At 55.6% G+C, this 16,734-nt stretch carries 19 protein-coding genes and 1 tRNA gene; 6 read left to right on the top strand and 14 right to left on the bottom strand.

The genetic code is table 11. From position 1 onward, the window contains the following. Window positions 1-349: 349 nt before the first annotated feature. Window positions 350-1,009 (bottom strand): hypothetical protein, encoded by a 660-nt coding sequence (locus ASF69_RS01510; RefSeq protein ID WP_156461951.1) that lies wholly within the window; start codon window positions 1,007-1,009, stop codon window positions 350-352. A gap of 233 nt (window positions 1,010-1,242) precedes the next feature. Between ASF69_RS01510 and ASF69_RS01505 the strand changes: the two genes are divergently transcribed. Then, complete coding sequence (locus ASF69_RS01505) at window positions 1,243-1,455, top strand: hypothetical protein (RefSeq protein ID WP_062584615.1); 213 nt, start codon at window positions 1,243-1,245, stop codon at window positions 1,453-1,455. A 356-nt stretch (window positions 1,456-1,811) separates the two neighbouring features. Here the strand turns inward: ASF69_RS01505 and ASF69_RS01500 are convergent, their stop codons facing one another. Beyond that, complete coding sequence (locus tag ASF69_RS01500) at window positions 1,812-2,645, bottom strand: hypothetical protein (RefSeq protein ID WP_156461950.1); 834 nt, start codon at window positions 2,643-2,645, stop codon at window positions 1,812-1,814. A gap of 514 nt (window positions 2,646-3,159) precedes the next feature. On the opposite strand from ASF69_RS01500, the gene ASF69_RS01495 reads away from it, so the two are divergent. The 4 genes from ASF69_RS01495 to ASF69_RS01480 all read left to right on the top strand — a co-directional run bounded on the left by ASF69_RS01495 (window position 3,160) and on the right by ASF69_RS01480 (window position 4,705). Next, a complete protein-coding gene (locus ASF69_RS01495) occupies window positions 3,160-3,627 on the top strand; it encodes a hypothetical protein (protein WP_062584610.1) in 468 nt (155 codons plus the stop codon). Window positions 3,628-3,783: 156 nt separating this feature from the next. Further along, window positions 3,784-3,972, top strand: a complete 189-nt coding sequence (locus ASF69_RS23000; protein WP_156461949.1) for a hypothetical protein — start codon at window positions 3,784-3,786, stop codon at window positions 3,970-3,972. Window positions 3,973-4,064: 92 nt separating this feature from the next. Beyond that, a complete protein-coding gene (locus ASF69_RS01485) occupies window positions 4,065-4,427 on the top strand; it encodes a hypothetical protein (RefSeq protein WP_062584607.1) in 363 nt (120 codons plus the stop codon). A gap of 20 nt (window positions 4,428-4,447) precedes the next feature. After that, entirely contained in the window at window positions 4,448-4,705 is a 258-nt protein-coding gene (locus ASF69_RS01480) for a hypothetical protein (RefSeq protein ID WP_156461948.1), read from the top strand. A gap of 34 nt (window positions 4,706-4,739) precedes the next feature. On the opposite strand, the gene ASF69_RS22995 is transcribed toward ASF69_RS01480, so the two are convergent. Further along, window positions 4,740-4,916, bottom strand: coding sequence for a hypothetical protein (locus ASF69_RS22995; protein ID WP_156461947.1), 177 nt, complete (start codon window positions 4,914-4,916; stop codon window positions 4,740-4,742). Between the two features lie 413 nt (window positions 4,917-5,329). Further along, a complete protein-coding gene (locus tag ASF69_RS01475) occupies window positions 5,330-5,953 on the bottom strand; it encodes a hypothetical protein (RefSeq protein WP_062584604.1) in 624 nt (207 codons plus the stop codon). A gap of 223 nt (window positions 5,954-6,176) precedes the next feature. On the opposite strand from ASF69_RS01475, the gene ASF69_RS01470 reads away from it, so the two are divergent. After that, window positions 6,177-6,728 carry a hypothetical protein gene (locus ASF69_RS01470; RefSeq protein WP_062584602.1) on the top strand — a complete coding sequence of 184 codons (552 nt, stop codon included), beginning with the start codon at window positions 6,177-6,179 and terminating at the stop codon, window positions 6,726-6,728. Here the strand turns inward: ASF69_RS01470 and ASF69_RS01465 are convergent. The 10 genes from ASF69_RS01465 to ASF69_RS01415 form a co-directional block, all read right to left on the bottom strand. Then, entirely contained in the window at window positions 6,690-7,076 is a 387-nt protein-coding gene (locus ASF69_RS01465) for a hypothetical protein (RefSeq protein ID WP_062584600.1), read from the bottom strand. The two genes, ASF69_RS01470 and ASF69_RS01465, sit on opposite strands and share 39 nt — an antisense overlap. Continuing rightward, a complete protein-coding gene (locus ASF69_RS01460) occupies window positions 7,076-7,396 on the bottom strand; it encodes a hypothetical protein (RefSeq protein ID WP_062584598.1) in 321 nt (106 codons plus the stop codon). Before ASF69_RS01460 ends, ASF69_RS01465 begins: the two co-directional genes overlap by 1 nt. A 522-nt stretch (window positions 7,397-7,918) precedes the next feature. After that, window positions 7,919-8,119, bottom strand: coding sequence for a hypothetical protein (locus ASF69_RS01450; protein WP_062584594.1), 201 nt, complete (start codon window positions 8,117-8,119; stop codon window positions 7,919-7,921). A gap of 219 nt (window positions 8,120-8,338) precedes the next feature. Beyond that, window positions 8,339-8,992 carry a DUF4145 domain-containing protein gene (locus tag ASF69_RS01445; protein ID WP_062584592.1) on the bottom strand — a complete coding sequence of 218 codons (654 nt, stop codon included), beginning with the start codon at window positions 8,990-8,992 and terminating at the stop codon, window positions 8,339-8,341. A 358-nt stretch (window positions 8,993-9,350) separates the two neighbouring features. After that, window positions 9,351-9,427: transfer RNA gene (locus ASF69_RS01440), tRNA-Met, on the bottom strand. Between the two features lie 135 nt (window positions 9,428-9,562). Further along, window positions 9,563-10,759, bottom strand: coding sequence for a tRNA 2-thiouridine(34) synthase MnmA (gene mnmA / locus ASF69_RS01435; protein WP_062584589.1), 1,197 nt, complete (start codon window positions 10,757-10,759; stop codon window positions 9,563-9,565). 147 nt (window positions 10,760-10,906) lie between these two features. Beyond that, a complete protein-coding gene (gene opgC, locus ASF69_RS01430) occupies window positions 10,907-12,094 on the bottom strand; it encodes an OpgC domain-containing protein (RefSeq protein WP_062584588.1) in 1,188 nt (395 codons plus the stop codon). A gap of 370 nt (window positions 12,095-12,464) precedes the next feature. Further along, window positions 12,465-13,532, bottom strand: a complete 1,068-nt coding sequence (locus ASF69_RS01425; RefSeq protein WP_062585562.1) for a Tim44 domain-containing protein — start codon at window positions 13,530-13,532, stop codon at window positions 12,465-12,467. A 203-nt stretch (window positions 13,533-13,735) separates the two neighbouring features. Continuing rightward, window positions 13,736-15,331, bottom strand: a complete 1,596-nt coding sequence (serA, locus tag ASF69_RS01420; RefSeq protein WP_062584585.1) for a phosphoglycerate dehydrogenase — start codon at window positions 15,329-15,331, stop codon at window positions 13,736-13,738. A 75-nt stretch (window positions 15,332-15,406) separates the two neighbouring features. Further along, window positions 15,407-16,585: a phosphoserine transaminase gene (locus ASF69_RS01415; protein WP_062584584.1), complete on the bottom strand. Its 1,179-nt coding sequence runs from the start codon at window positions 16,583-16,585 to the stop codon at window positions 15,407-15,409. Window positions 16,586-16,734 lie beyond the last annotated feature (149 nt).

Raw genomic sequence — 16,734 nt, 5'->3', positions numbered from 1 at the left:
TTGAAATCTATATACGGTCATCTTATTTACAGGCTTCGAGCTTTGTTGGCAGTATTGGGTTCGAATCCCCTCGTCTTCCTAGTGGCGATTCCCATATTGATGCTCCTTCTCTGGGGTGCCAATAAACTAATGGGAGCAAACGACATGAAAACTAACGACACTACAGAAACTACCGGAAGAAAGAGCTGTACTGAACTAGTCAAGAAACTGAATTACTGCATCGGCCTACTTTTGATGACACTTTTCGGAATTGGCACTAGTTGGGCGAGCGGAATCTCCCCCATCCTGCATCGGCCAGTAGCCGCATGGAAAAACCCGCTTCGGCGGGTTTTTTTGTCTTACGGATAGTTCACTTGGCCGCAGGTGCAAGCATGTTAATGATAAAGCCTATCGTCGCTTGTTGAGCGTAAGGGGGCATTGCCCCGAAGGCCTGAGAGGCGAAGCCAAGAAGGACGAAAACCACCCCCAAGAATAGATTAGGACGTCGTCGCCCTGCAAGGTTGGCCTGTGCGGCCGCTGCCTTCTCTTCAAGTGCAGTAAGCGCGCTCTCGAAATTGCTTCGCGAAAACTGCTGGTCTTTCAAGGCTGTCTTGATGCGAGGGTCGTCAATTGCCTCGAAGTCATAGGCACTGCTGTTCAGTGCTGAGCGAGCGGTGAGGGCGTCGAAGCGCTGGAGATCATAGAGACTGGCATTGCTGGCCCGAACCATTGCAAGGGCAGCCTCGGTCGTCCTCAGAACCTCATCGCCTTCTCTTCGCACATACGCGCCGTCGCCATCGTTAAGGTGCTGGGAGTTTAGCCTGAGCTGCCTGAGGCGCCGCTCACGGCGGTGGAGACGAAACTCGGGAAGAATATCGAGCGTCAGGATAACCACGCCCACGAAATCCAGAAGAAGCCCGACAAATCCAATCCATGCCAGCATGAAGTTTTGCACCACCAGTTGGGGATAACTTTTAGTTGCGGCGATGTTCGCTCTGAAACATGCTGAAGGCAAGGGGTGCGGACCCAAGCCCGCATCCCCGGCTATTTATTGACGCTTGGGAGCCAAAAACAAAGAAAGTCTTGGGATGTGGAACGTCCTATTTCACTTAAAGCCCACGAGGTTCGTGGCATCTTAAACGGTAAACCGCTCGAAGTTCTGTCCAATCTAGCTTTGTAGAGCGTTCCCGGTCCTCTGCCTTCTGGAACACCTTCATAATCGATTGAACGCCGCGTCTCACGACCCCACAGACGGTCGCCTAGTTGGCCGTAGGGGCACTTTTCGGCGATAAGATCGCCAACGTGATAGGTATTCCAGAGGCCGCGCCGGTCGCGGAAGTCAAACACGTCAGGAGTGGGACTGTTATCGTGCGGCTCGAAATCGCGAAGTTTGATAATCCGGCGGATCTGCGTCTGTTTTACTTGGATGCAAAGTTCGTGATGCAGACGTGGATGCAGCAAAATCCCACGTCCTAAAACTGGTTGAAGCATGGGGAGCCCGCCAGTCGGTAGCGCCGCAACCTGCACAGCCTGCGTGGGTTAAAGCTGAGGATGCTCCTATAGGGTGGGAAGGCACAAAAGCTTGGGTCTATAATCCAAGAAGTAAATCTGTTTATGTCGAAATCATTGCACCGGGTTATAGCCGACGCCCTGAACATTGCCGGGGTTTTTACTTCATGCCTTATTTTGAGCCGCAACCCCCTGCCTCCGCCCCGAGCAATGGGACGGAAAGCCGCTTAGCTATTGCACTCTCCGAAGCCGATGATGTAGCTGCGTATAAGGAGCGGAAGCGGGAGATACTGGGCAATGGATAACGCGTTGCCGCTGGCCGTTTAGTCATCAATCAACGATGCAAAGAACGACGTTGGGGGCAGACGCTCCTTGAGAAACACAACCTGAGCCTTGAGCGTATCAAGCTCCAGCGTCCGTGCTTTAATCCGGAAAATATCCGGTAGGTTGTCAATTTTGTCGGCGCTTTCAACAACTGCTGCGCATATCCTGGCGAAATCCATGGGAGCTTTCGCAATCAGCCGCGCGTCTTTGTACTGCTCTCTGAAATTCCGCAAGCGCGTCCGCATTGTTTTTGTCGTGGTTGGGATGACAAGGCTGTCGCTGATGCCGACATAAAGCTCTGCAGAGATACGGAAAGGTGATCCACTACCGGTATCAACGCTCCCATCGTTATTCACGAGGACTATATCCCATGCGTGCGTGTATTGGCGTAGGCGCGTCGTCACCAGTTCTATGCTCGCTAGGTATATCTCTTCTGCCTCTCTGATCGCGTGGTTATTCGCAAGAATGATAGTTTGCTGTTCAATGAATGCCGCCTGATTCTTCGCCTCATCCGCTTGCGCTTGCATCACGGTCCTGTTGTGTTTGAACTCTTTCCGGGTCCACGCCAGCTCTTGCCGCTGCTCTCGTAGCTCCCTGGACTGCAGGAATACGGCGACAACGAGCCACAGGAATGCGAGAGGGGCAGAAGCGCCAGCGGCATAGTCGCCCCACTCATTGATTTTCAGCGGAGCATGACTTCCGCAATGGTAGATCCACGCAATAGTGCCTGAGGCGAGGAGCCACGCGACGCTGAATACTGCTGCAGCGGTCATTATGCGCTTTGAGCTTGCGGGCAGCTTTATTTTCTCTACATCCAACGAATTTTCCGACATTTGTGCCCCCAGACAGCAAAAAGGGTCCGCCGTGTGACGAACCCTTTCGCATTCACATCAAGACCCTCAGGATAGCGGCAATTGCCAAAAGGCACGGCGCCAAGTGAATCTTGATTTCAATAGTGACCTTGGTGTTTTTCCACATGGGAAACTCCTAAGGCCCCGTGGCCACGAAGCCCTGAGGTTTCGTGATTCGCGTCGATAGAACGGAACGCAACCGCCGTTAATCGCTTCATCGGCGTCAGGCCCAGCCTTGTACTTCGGCTCTCCTGACATCCCTATGTGAGCCCAACAGCGAGCGAGCTACCGGCATCCGCCGACTCCGAACTCTGTTGGCAAAGGGCTGCGTTGCTGGCCAGTGATGTAAGCCCGACGCTCAAATCAGGGGTCACGGACACAGATGCATTGAAATACAATTTAGTAGACGACTGAGCAACAACAAGAGGTGACAGCACATTTTTCTGCTTATCCACAGTATAGTTGTCAAATGCTTCGGGCGTGTGACGATTCCGGCATGGGAAAAGTAGGCCGACCGCCTGAATACTCGGACGAAGACAAGTCCGGACTCATCAAGCGCATCTGTGGCCTCATCATCCAAAGCAGTGTTGAAAAGGCTTGTGCCGAAGTCGGTATAGCGGAAAGCACGTTCTATGTGTGGGTCGCTGCCGACGAACAATTGGCGGAGGAATACGCACGTGCGCGGCTTGCCGTCAGCTATGCGGGCGAGGCAGAGCTTGAGCGCATCACCAAAATGGCACCGGCTGGCGAGTGCGACCCTAAGGCTGCAAATGTGGCCAGCCAGAACGCCCGCTGGCTCATGGGTCGCCGGAACCCGAAGGTCTATGGAGATAGTTCTACGGTGGACCTGACGAGCAAGGGCGAAAAGCTGCCCGTCGCCGCCGCTGCTCAGATTGCGCCTGAGCGCTTTGGCGGAAGCCATGAAGCTGTTCAAGGGAAGCCTCTAATGGTTGGACAGCCTTAAACGCCTACCGTAGAAGAGCTGAAACGGATGCAGGCCGCCGCGCTATTCATGTTTGGCGGGCAGATGCAGCAGGAGCCCGAAGGCTCAGGCCTCGATGATGAATGCGCTGATCCCCGAACTGATGAAGGCTCATGTCAGCAATCTCCGGGAGGCTGCATGACCAGACGTTCATCCGACCGGACACTCGACACAAAGAGCAGCTGTACATTCACAAAACAGGCCACCATGGTCTTTGGTGGATCAGACATCCTGATCGCAATCCTTGGCGTTCTGACAGGATACGCTGCCACACCTGACCTCATCGAGAAGCTGGCTTTCGGTCAGGCTGTTTTCCTCATCACCTAACAAGCCGTGGGCGTGCTCGATCATCGGATATCGAAAAACCTGGACGGCATCTCGTCGTTGGTTTCGGCAATCCTTGGCAGGAGGAAGTCGGAATGACGATCCTGACCACCATCAAAATCGGTGCCGTCATCGCCATCTTTGCCGCCGTCGGCCTGGGCTACTGGCACTACACGTCTGTCCTTTCCGACCGCGAAGACCTGCGCGTGGCCTTGGCTGCCTCGAAGGCTGCGAACGACCTGGCCATCACCACAGCCAACAACAACGCTGCGGCTGCCAAGGAAGTGGAAGCTGCCTACAAGGTCCAGATCGCGTCACTGGAAATCCTGGCTACCGAAACAGCTGCGGCCGAGGCCCTGTCACGAGCCTTCGCTGAAGACATTGCAACAGCCGACGATATCGAAATTCCGGAGAGCCTGTCGAAGCCATTTATCAAGCGTTTCGGAGGCAGCCGATGAAAGATGTTTTCGGAAGAACAATGACGGCTGCATCATTCCTCATGATCGTGGCGATCCTGGCAAGCTGCCAGACGACGGAGCCAAAGGTGATCACCCAGGTCCAGGTCCAGCGGATCGAGGTGCCACGCTCATTGCTGACGTGTTCGGCTGAGCCGGTGTGCGGATCGGTCACTGTGTCGGTCAAGGATTTGATGAAAGTTGCGGACCAAGTCGCGAAGGCAGGTGCCGATTGCCGGTCCAAGCTTGATGCGGTGAAAAGGATCGTTGAGGGGCAATGAAAAGCCCGGGTATTACCCCGGGCTTTTAAGCGATCTACTCTGGCTTCCGACGTTGACGGCTGGCAGCAAATGCGGCCGCGATGCCGTTGAGACTGCCACCAATCCGCTGTTCCATGGCCTTCAGTTCGGCGATACCCTGTTGGCGCTCGCGCTCACGGATTTCGGCTTTGGTGGCTGGTTTCGTTGATGGTTTCGTTGTTGGCTTCGTCATGTTCGTTCACCTTTCTCCTAGTGGTAGAAGCGATTTAGGTGACGGACCCTGTCGTTACGAATCAGAAATCGATATTTTTTTGCAAAAGAAAAAGGCCCCGTTTCCGGAGCCTCATTTTCATTTCAATGCCGATGGCCGCTCGAACGCTGGCCTTGGTGGTGGCGCTCGTCGAGGTGGCGGAGCCTGAACAACTGGGGTCGGTGTCGGCACTGGTGCTGGCTGAGGCTGAGGCTGAGGCTGAGGCTGAGGCTGAGGCTGAGGCGGTTGCGCCTTGAAGTCATAATGAGGCCAGACTTTTACCTTCCCTGATGCCAACATTTTTTTGATCGCTCGATCCAGTGACGCCAAAAAACGCGCACGTTCAGGTGATATCACACTGGATGACGTAGAGGCGGTGAGAGGGATTGGCCTCTTCATTCTGCGGCCCCTATCCAAGGCCACTCGCTGTCGTAGCCCCGCCTAATTTGATGGTCCACTCGGTCGACGGTGAAATCGTATAAGGTTTTATGCGTCCGATTCCGCAGCTCGACGATCTTGTCGACGACGGCATACTCGTCTCCGCCCGTAACATCCGATATCTGCCTGAGGGTCATGTGACCGGATGCGATGATCTTCCGCAATCTTGACCGGACGTTTTGCTCCTCGGTCATCCGCACAGGTTTGCCGTCGCGACGGACGACTTCGTATCCACGCAGATCGGCGATGTAAGCTGCATGACCCACATCGCGTAGGCTCGCGATGATCTCGCCGTCATTGACGACGTCGTAAATTTGATCAGCTGCCAGTATGGGCGCTTCGTTTATTGTCGCGCCGACAGCAAGCTCCATCAGGAGTTCCGCCGAGATGACACGTGCATCGCTCGCGGAGCACCATGCGTCAACGGTACGGGCGGAAACTCCCAGCCATTCAGCGGCTTCCGCACGGCGCTCTGAACGGTCGCCAAAGGTGCTGATCAGCTGGACCGTCCAGCGCTCGATTGCACGTTTGGTAAAAGACGGCTTCGGAGGCCGCACGGTAAATGATCGATATCTTCCCATAAGTAATTCTCCCTGCCGGAATATCCCGGCAAAGAAATCGTGTGGTGTAGATTTCGTGGGCGCAAATGGCCTGTGTAATCAGTCTGTTGACGGCTTCAGCAATATCAACGTTTGGTCAACGTAATATTTTTTTGCGATGTGTAATTATTGTCGGCGACGTTTGTGAGTTGCTTGCCCTGGACACACGATTCCTTCAGTTCCTCAATGATGGGAGATGAAGGAAATGAGATTTTTGATGGCGCTGATAATGGCGATGGCTAACCTGGCGAAAGGTAGCGTGGTCGGATTGTGGAATGTTGCGGACAAGTGCTGGCAGACTGCGTGGTCCTGGCTGCCAGGTGGTGGCGGTGGAAGTGCAACGCCACGGCCGCTTGATCTTCCAAGCAAAGACGTTTTCGAAATCGACCGCAGCCTCGAAGAAGGCCATCAGAGATCGGCCGACATCCTGGCTAACACAAGTCAGGCTATGCAAATCAAGCTGTTTGCTGCAGCAAAGCCTGATGATCGCTTTATGACTGACCTATCACTTCTCGAACCAGGGCAGCAAGAATGGCTAGCGGCTCTCTCGACTAACGAACGTGCGATGAGGTCGATTTCCGAAGCTCCTGAGAGCAAGATTTTAATGCTTCTGGGAGGCCATGATGGGGCAGTAGATGGACTCGATGCTCCTAAGAATGAAAAGCCCAAGGCGTCGATCCCTGGGCTGGTCACACGGATGTCGGATTTCAGGAACCGTCTACCGGCCCGGGAAAGCGATCACGTTCTCGCCGCCTGACCGACCACGACGACGAGCATTGAACTGCGCCGCTGCCTTGAGTTCGAGGCGGCGGCGATTTTCTGTGATCGCTTTGATGATGTCCGGAAGGCGCTCCGGGTCTTCGCGCAACAAATCTCCGTAAGAATCGTAAGCCTGCGCCAGAATTTCCTCGGTTTCATGCTCCTCTGGCGTCATCATCATATCCTCTCGTGCCGTCCGTTCGTTGTCGATCATTTCAATATGTGCATCCGCGAGCTGCGCCACCGAACGAAGACCGGTCATTCGATAGACATCGATTTCCGATAACTCCTGTCGACGCCATTTACCGAGAGCAATGTCGACGCTCATTTCACGATCTTCCGACATTAGGCTGCCTTCTTCGACAAACGCTGCGCCAGTTCGAAATTCTGCTTTGCCACCTTCGTGAGGCGCGAGTTTTCTGCCTTGAGACGCTCAATCTCGATAGCCTGGGCACGAGCCAGATCAGCCCACTCGTGCGCCGCCATGGAAGCCTCGTGGACTTGATAAGCCAGGATGTGCGAGTTGCGATCCTCGCGAGCCTGACGAGCTGCAGCGACACCGTTCATATGCGCGTTCACCGCGCCTGCTGCCAACACTGAAAAGATTGCACCGGTCTGGCCAGCAACAGCTGCGGCGGGGCAAGGAACTGAACGATGCTGGGCCATGTATCTCTCCTGGTTAAAATCTCTGAGGACAACTTCCGGTACCAGCTCCTAACAACCTATTTCTGTCAACATTAAAAGTTTAACAGCCTGCGAAAAAAGGTACCGTTTCAATAGGTTATGTAACAAATCGGGGGCAAAAAAAGAAATTTTCCCCTGAATTGTTACGTTTACCTACGCGGCTTGCCGACGACCCATCTGTTGGTGCCTTTGTTACCGCATTTCCTGCACCGGAGTTTCGGAGCCAAGTTGATAATAATTGCATTCGGAAACTTGACCTCCAGCCAGTCCCTGTCGATCCACCCTTCACGCTCACACCTGGCACACCGGCCGCCGATGAGTGTGCAACCGGAAAGGTCCTGCACACGATTAGCGATATCGTACAGGTCGACAACTTCCTGGGGCCGCTCGACATACGGCGGGTCCGGACTCCTAGTTAGGTCGATGCCTCTTCGATGGCGCATCCGTTCATGTTTCGTTCACGTTTTAGGTAAAGTCAAGACTGCTCTCGCACGTGCATCAGTGTCAGATGATTGGCCTGATCGCTGTCAGGACACCATCGCGCAATAGGTCTGCGATCATTCGGAGAACGTCATCACCTTGATACTCACAAAGAATGCTCAGGTGATCGGCCAGCAGGTCCGCCGGATCGGTCGAGAGGCCGCGTTTGTGAGCAATGGATGCGACGATATCTGCAACGGTGAGCCGGGTGATGGTAGCATTCATCGATTATTGTCCGTCATGTCAACACTTCCTCCGGCTTCTGCTCACCTGATCCGGTCAACGATATGGGGAGTCTATGGCAACCTAAAATAAATTGGAATAGGTTGCGGGCACAGCGTCGTGGGTTGTAATCACTTATGACTCAAGATGCATATTTGTTTCTGAATATGTCTCTGAGAACATATTTACGTTGGCGGTTTGACTTAAGCTGGTCGCCATCAGCTATTTAGCGGAGTGCTTGGCGGTAACCGCGTCTACTCGCTCGGACAAGTCGAGTCGACCATAGATCGCTGTGACTGCGTGCTCTAGGAACGCAAATGCATTTAGAATGTCTTGACGATCCAGTCCCTTGTTATTCTCGTGTGAACCTGAGTTGCCGACATGTCGGATCGCTTGCATCACCTTCGACGCATCCTCACCGACAACACTACTCTGCGCGAAACGCTGTATCCGTTCCTGTAAATTTTCGTTTTTCCGAATCTTAGGGAAGCCCCGTTCGGTGAGCGTCTGCTCAAGGGCCTTCCGAATTTTATTCGCGCACGCTTCCAAGTCGATCCAATATAAGGAGAACGCAGCCCGAATACTGGCTTCGACGTCGGTGGGCAGCTTTGGCGGCAACTGTATGATTGGCGGTGGCGGTATTACCGAGCGGACTTCGTACATAGTCCACTGTTGATAGTTCCGAAAATCCATGTGCGGGTCGCCCTCAGTACAGAGGTGGGCCTCACCCGATACAACTGCAACCTCGCCGCACATGGTGTCGTCACATCGCAATATCGCGTGAAATCGACCCTCGTAAATATCGTGATCACCCGTATTCTCGCGAGCGGAAACCGATCTGCCCGTCTCATGTTGAATCGGTTTGTCTTCCTCCATTTTTAGCCTTCCCGACCTGCATAACGCGCAAGGCCAAGCTGGTAACCTTGTGAAACGGCTGCCCCAAATATCCTGACCCACGTTGACCCCTCGCCTGTATGATAATCACGATTATCAGACTACAGGCCTATTAGCGAGTTCGCATCAATCGATCTCAGACAGGCAAGATCGCGTGTTCAGGAAGACGCGCAACAACCGCAACCAATGATCTCTCTAAAATTTGTGGACAAAGCCAGGAATAGCCTGAGTTTTCTATAACCGGGGTATGGCCAGGGTATAAATGCAAATCTGTCAGAATCTGGATCATCCTACGGAATTCATCTACCTCAGTAAACATCTGATTTTATTGAAGATTTTTTGGTAGCGGGAGAGGGACTTGAACCCCCGACACGCGGATTATGATTCCGCTGCTCTAACCACCTGAGCTACCCCGCCACAGGGAAACGTGACAGCGATGTGACCGCCCGTTCCATCAGGATGAGCGGCTTATAAGGTGCCGCTCCCCAAAGTGTCAAGCGCAAGATGCGCAAAAACGTTGCTTTCTGTCAGCTATCGAAAAGCTCAATGCTTTCAGGCCGCAACCGGCTTTTCCAACAGCGCCTTCAACGAGGCTTCTGCATCGCTTGAACGTTCCGACCGCTCGATAAAGCCGCCGCCGTAGACGCGTGCGTCAGCGCCGGGAGCGGAATAGAGCACGCAGGCCTGTCCTGGCGCCACACCGGCCTCACCAATGGCGAGATCGACATAGACGCCCTTCTCATCGGCGTGGAGTGTGGCCTCGCCCGGAGGGCGCGTGGAGCGGACCTTGGCGAAGCAGCTAAAGCCGTTGCGCGCGTCATCAGCAAGATTGCCATCACCCAGCCAGTTCACATCGCGCAGATAGACGCGGTGCGTTTCCAGCGCCTCGCGAGGGCCGACGATGACACGGCGGCCACGGGCATCCAGATGCACCACATAAAGCGGCTCGCCCGTTGCAACGCCAATGCCCCTGCGCTGGCCGATGGTGTAGTGCACGATGCCATCATGACGCCCGAGCACACGCCCGTCGAGGTGAACGATATCGCCCACCAGCGCCGCGTTCGGCTTCAGCTTGTTGATGATATCGGTATATTTGCCCTGCGGCACGAAACAGATATCCTGGCTGTCGGCCTTCTTGGCAACGACCAGGCCCATCTCTTCCGCCAGCTGGCGTGTCTCGGCCTTGGAAAGGCCACCAAGCGGAAAGCGCAGATAATCGATCTGCTCCTGGGTCGTCGCAAACAGAAACCAGCTCTGGTCCCGGTCACTATCGATCGGGCGATAGAGAGCGCGCCGGTTGGGATGCCCGGGAACAGGATTCAGCCGTGAACGGATATAGTGGCCGGTCGCCAGCGCGTCCGCCCCCAGCTCCTGTGCCGTGGCCAGAAGATCGGCAAACTTGACGGTCTGGTTGCAGGCCACGCAGGGAACGGGCGTCTCGCCCATCGCATAGGCTTCCGCAAAGGGGTTAATGACCGTCTCGCGAAACCGGGCCTCGTAATCCAGCACGTAATGCGGGATGCCGAGCGTTTCGCAGACCCGGCGGGCGTCATCGATATCCTGCCCTGCACAGCAGGATCCGGCGCGATGCACGGCTGCACCGTGGTCGTAGAGCTGAAGCGTGATGCCGAGGACGTCATAGCCCTCCTGCTTGAGGATTCCCGCCACCACGGAGGAGTCCACGCCGCCGGACATGGCGACGACAATCCGGGTGTCTTCCGGCCTCTTATCAAAGTCGAGCGTGTTCAAAGCTTTTCCAATCGTCAGTCATACCGGGGGTCAAGGCCCCGCCGCCTGTCGTATTTTCGAAGTGTGCATATAGAAAGAAATGCTTTCACACGCAAGACGGGGCGGCAAGGCCACCCCGTTTACGGCGGTATGCAGATTGTGTAAGCGTCAGGCCCCAGCGGTCTTCTGGCGATCGCCGATCCACTTGTCCCGTTCACGCCACAGCGCAGGCAGGGAGAGAAGTGCGACGCCAGCAAGGGCAATCAGCGTCTTCTCCAGCTGGTTCAGCTCGGCCGTGCGGCCATCCAGATAGTAGATGCTGTAGACGATTGCGACGTGCCAGACATAGACCTGCAGCGAATGGCGACCAAGAAGCTGCAGGAACTTCAGAGACAGAACCCAGATTACGCCTGCCGCCGCCTTCTGCACCAGCGGATTGTGATGCTTGGGGCCAGCAATGATCAGCCATGTCAGACCAACGCCAACGGCCAGGAAGTTGATGAGATAGACCGGACCGAAATCCGCCCTGATTTCCATGGTCGAAAACTTGCCCAGCATGAATTCGGGCATCAGGTTCCAGGCTGTGGCAATGCGCAGAGGCACGAAGAACAGGCAGACCAGAAGCGCCGCCTTGGCAATCCAGCTGCGCTCCGGCGAAAAGATCTTCGTCCACGCAATCTTGTTCTGCGCCGTCATGGCACCCATCACAAGCGCTGAATAGAACACCAGCTGCCAGCCAAACAGGTTGAAGCTGACACGGATACCCTGTTCGTCTGCACCCTTTACCAGTTCATTGACTGGGGCGGTAAACAGTTGCTGCAAGCCAAGCTGACCGGCCATCCACACCAGAAGCGAACCGGCCATGACATAGGCCCACTTGCCGTCCAGGCACAATTTGACCAGGATTGGCGCAAACACCATGTAGACGATGTATTGCGGCAGAATGTCCATGAAAGTCGGCTGGAACAGGAAGGTCGCGATAGCAGCGAGGCGCAGCGGGTCATCAAAGGACGTCATGCCCAGCCAGTTGTACCAGATATAGGGCGCGTGCGGGATGACCATTCGGAAGAACAGCACCGCGATGACAAGGCCCATGGCATATTTGTAGAGCTCGAGCGCGCGGCTCCAGATCATGTCACGGCCAGCTTCATAGCCATATTTCAGCATCTTGCGTGCATAGACCATGCCGATCAAGAGGCCGGACAGGAAGACGAAGCCCTGCGCATCCTCGACAAATGCAAACTGTCTGTGGTTGATTTCCATCAGCCACAGACCGCCCGCGAATACGAGGTGATTGATAAGCATGAAGACGAGAAAATACCCGCGCATTCCATCGATCAGGTCGAAGCGTTTCATCTTGCTTGCTCTCCATACTCGCAGGCACCCTTGAGCAAAGACTGCCTGATCCGAATGACAGGATGGGTATTTTACAACCATCCAAACTTGGATCGTGAACGCGGTTTTGGCGGTACGGTTCCGGTGGAAGCAGCGTTTTACCACCCGCGTCGATTTCACATTGGTGTGTGCGGCACAGGGTTAGCGGCGGGTGACTGAACGCCGGATGAATGAAAAAAGGCGATTGCGTGAATGAAATGAGGCAAGCAGGAACAATGGCTTAACCCGCAACGGGCTTGTAGACCCTGTCTTTGCGGCCCATGCAAACGAAAATGGCCGGCGGGATTTTCATCCACACCGGCCACATTTCCATCCACTATTTTTCAGGCGTTCAGGCAGCCGCTTGAATAGCCGCAACCTGCCATTCGGAGCCACCCTGGCGAACGAATGTCCACAACTCGGTTGATTCTTCCGGCTCATTTTCGTTGCCTTCAACGATCTTTCCGGTGCTGCGGTCGCGCATCACATCGATTGCGGAATAGCGCATGGCGACAGTGGCGTAGTCCTTGCCTTCCTCATGCCAGGCTTCGGCAACATCGCCCTGCAGAAGCTTGACATCGCGAACATCGTTTTTCACGCCGCTGGTGGCATGGTCGCTCAGTTCTTCAGCAAGATAGGACATGGCTTCCGGTGTCGTCAGCTTGCGAAGTGTGCCGTAATCCTCTGCGGCATAGGCCGCCTGTACCTTTTCAAGCGCGGACTGGAACGTCTCAAGATCAGCCTGCGTTACGCCAATCTCATCGCCCTCAGACATCGCATTTTCGTGCGGTACCGGCTTGGGCGCAACGGGCGCGGCTGCGGCAGCACCCGCTGCGGCTCCAAAACCGCCCGCCTTCGAGCCCATCTGCGGGATCTTGAAGCCACCGGTCATGTTGGAGCCACCCTGCGGCGCAGAATGGTCTTTACGGGCTGCATTGGCACCACCATAGGCGGGCTGACCCTGACGACGCGAGGCGAAGAAGCGCATCGCTAGCATCACGAGACCGCCAATCAGCAGGATCTGCATCAGCATTCCGAAGAAGCCAGCCATGCCACCGAAGCCACCGCCCATCAGCATACCAAACAGGCCACCCATCAAAAGACCGCCCATAAGGCCGCCCATCATTCCACCGAACATGCCACGGCTCTGCTGTGGCGCCTGTGCGGCGGCAGGGCGCGCGGGCTGTGCTGCACCAGGGGTTGCCTGGTTCGTGTTGGGCGTCATGCCGCGATTAATGGGTGCGGCCTGGCCAGGCGTCGTGCTGGTGGCAGGCGGCGCCGAAAAGGTTCTCGTCCCACGGCTACCGAAACCGCCGCTGGCGCGCCGGGCTTCAGCCATGTCAACGGCAATGAAGGATACGGCAATTCCAAGTGCGGCGACCGCAAACAAACCCCTAAAGCGCCTGATGGCAGCAAACATCGTGATCTCCTGTTGCGCCGCCCTCCCATTGAGCGGCTCTTGAATGTCGATATAGCAACTATGGATCATCATTTTTAGGGACATGGCATAAAATTTTTCGTGATATACAACCATAGATAAATGATTGGCTGCTAAAGCAAAAACCCGGCACAGGGTTTCTCCTGTGCCGGGCGGAAATATCATCCACGCGTGGTTGCGCGGGATCAGTCGATGTTGAACGACAACGACTTGACCTGACGAATGGCCGGATTGGCACGCAGCTTGTCCAGAACGTCCTCAGAGACGGGGCCGTCGACATAGAGCAGCGCAATAGCGTCGCCGCTTTCCTTTTCGCGACCGAGCTGGAAGTTGGCGATGTTAACGCCCGCTTCACCCAGTGTCGTGCCCATAAAGCCGATCATGCCGGGAACGTCGGTGTTGGTGATGTAGATCATGTGCTGACCGACATCGGCATCCATATTGATGTTCTTGATCTGAATGAAACGGGCCTTGCCGTCCGAAAAAACCGTGCCTGCAACAGAGCGGATCTGGTTTTCAGTCTTCACCGTCAGCTTGATGAAGCCGTCGTAAACTCCGGTCTTGTCCCGCTTGACTTCGGAAAGGATGATGCCCTTTTCCTTGATCATGATGGGGGCCGAAACCATGTTCACATCGGAAACCTGCGGGCGAATGAGACCGGCCAGCAACGCCGATGTCAAAGCCTTGGTGTTCATGCTGGCGGTTGCGCCGTCATAAAGGATTTCGATTTCCTTGGTCGCGCTTTCCTGCACCTGACCCACGAAAGAACCCAGAACATCTGCCAGCTTGATGAAGGGCTTCAGGCGAGGCGCTTCGTCAGCCGTGATCGACGGCATGTTGATGGCGTTGGAAACGGCACCCTTCACGAGGTAATCCGACATCTGCTCGGCAACCTGAAGGGCCACATTCTCCTGCGCTTCCGTGGTGGATGCACCCAGATGCGGCGTGCAGACAACGTTTGGCAGGCCAAACAGCGGGCTTTCAGTTGCGGGCTCAACCTCGAACACATCGAAACCGGCACCGGCAACATGGCCGGACTTGATGGCGGCGGCAAGAGCCGCCTCATCCACCAGACCACCACGGGCACAGTTGATGATGCGAACGCCGGGCTTGGTCTTGGCAAGGTTTTCAGCGCCCAGAATGCCGCGCGTCTTGTCCGTCATAGGAACATGCAGCGTGATGAAATCGGACTGAGCAAGCAACTCATCCAGTTCAACCTTCGTCACGCCCATTTCCTGCGCACGCTCTGGCGAAAGGAAGGGGTCATAGGCCAGAACATTCATCTTCAGGCCAAGTGCGCGCGAGCAGACGATGCCGCCAATGTTGCCTGCACCGATAACACCCAGCGTCTTGCCGGTGATTTCGACGCCCATGAATTTGGATTTTTCCCACTTCCCGGCCTGCGTGGAGGCGTCAGCAGCTGGCAGCTGGCGAGCAACGGCAAACATCAGCGCGATGGCATGTTCGGCTGTTGTGATGGAGTTGCCGAAAGGCGTATTCATGACGATGATACCGCGACGCGATGCCGCTGGAATGTCAACGTTATCCACGCCGATACCGGCGCGACCGATGACCTTGAGGTTGGTGGCGGCTTCGATCAGCTTTTCCGTTGCCTTGGTGGCGGAACGGATGGCCAGACCATCATAATTGCCGATGATTTCGGCCAGCTTGTCCTTGTCCTTGCCAAGCTTTGGCTGGAAATCAACTTCTACGCCGCGATCGCGGAAAATCTGGACGGCGGTTTCCGACAGTTCGTCAGATACGAGTACGCGAGGTGCCATTGTGTGGGCTCCTTGAAAAGGGTTCAGTCTTGAAAGCGAAAATGCGCGGCCCTGCCGTGGCAGGGCCGGAATGGATCAGGCAGCAGCCTTGAAGGTCGCAGCCTTCTGCGTTTCAAATGCCCACTTCAACCAGGGCATGACGGCCTTCATATCGGCCGTCTCGATGGTCGCACCGGCCCAGATGCGAAGACCGGATGGCGCATCGCGGTAAGCACCGATATCGAGTGCCACGTTTTCCTTTTCGAGAAGGGCAACCATGCCCTTGGCGAAATCGGCCTGCGCGGCGGCATCAAGTGCGGAAACGTCTTTGCACACGATCTTGAGGCAGACGGAGGTGTTGGAGCGCGTCTCGTCCACAACAGCCAGATTGGCAATCCAGTTGTTTTCAGCCACGAAGTCGAAGATGACCTTGGCATTGGCATCGGCGCGCGCCATCAGGGCCTTGAGGCCGCCGAGGTTCTTTGCCCACAGCAGCGCATCGATATAGTCTTCGACGCAGAGCATGGATGGCGTGTTGATGGTTTCGCCGGTGAAGATACCTTCAATCAGCTTGCCGCCCGAGGTCATGCGGAAAATCTTTGGCAGCGGCCACGCAGGTACGTAGCTCGTCAGACGCTCGACAGCGCGTGGCGACAGGATGATGACACCGTGACCGCCCTCGCCACCCAGAACCTTCTGCCAGGAGAAGGTCACGACGTCGAGCTTGGAGAAGTCCATGTCCTGCGCGAATGCGGCAGATGTCGCATCGCAAATGGTCAGGCCCTTGCGATCTGTTGGAATGAAATCGGCGTTTGGAACGCGAACACCCGATGTTGTGCCGTTCCAGGTGAAGACCACGTCACGATCGAAATCGATGGTGGAAAGGTCTGGGAGAAGGCCGTAATCGGCTTCAATTTTGCGAACGTCCTTCAGCTTGAGCTGCTTGACGACGTCGGTTACCCAACCGGCACCGAAGCTTTCCCAGGCAACCATATCGACGCCACGCTCACCAAGCAGCGACCATAGGGCCATTTCGACGGCGCCTGTGTCGGATGCGGGAACGATGCCGATGCGATAATCAGCGGGAACGTTAAGAACTTCGCGGGTAAGATCGATGGCCTGCTTCAGCTTGGCTTTGCCAACCTTGGCGCGATGCGAGCGACCGAGCGGTGCATCGGCGAGAGCTTCAAGCGACCAACCGGGACGCTTCGAGCAGGGACCAGAAGAGAAATGCGTATTGCCCGGACGGGTGTCCGGCTTCACTATATCTGTCATTTGACTACCCTTTCAGATAGGCGCCTCTCGTTAGGGAGAGGTGTCCTGCCCTCGTTGCTATTCTTCTCGCCTGTCGCAGTCAAGCGGAATGTGTCGCACGCAAAAACAATTTTGGTCGGATTGCGTCATCGCTCCCCTGGGGTCAGGTG

Source organism: Rhizobium sp. Leaf311 (assembly GCF_001423445.1).
Taxonomy (GTDB): Bacteria; Pseudomonadota; Alphaproteobacteria; order Rhizobiales; family Rhizobiaceae; genus Agrobacterium.
Note: the sequence above shows the minus strand (reverse complement) of the source record. Positions and strands in the feature narration are given on the sequence as shown.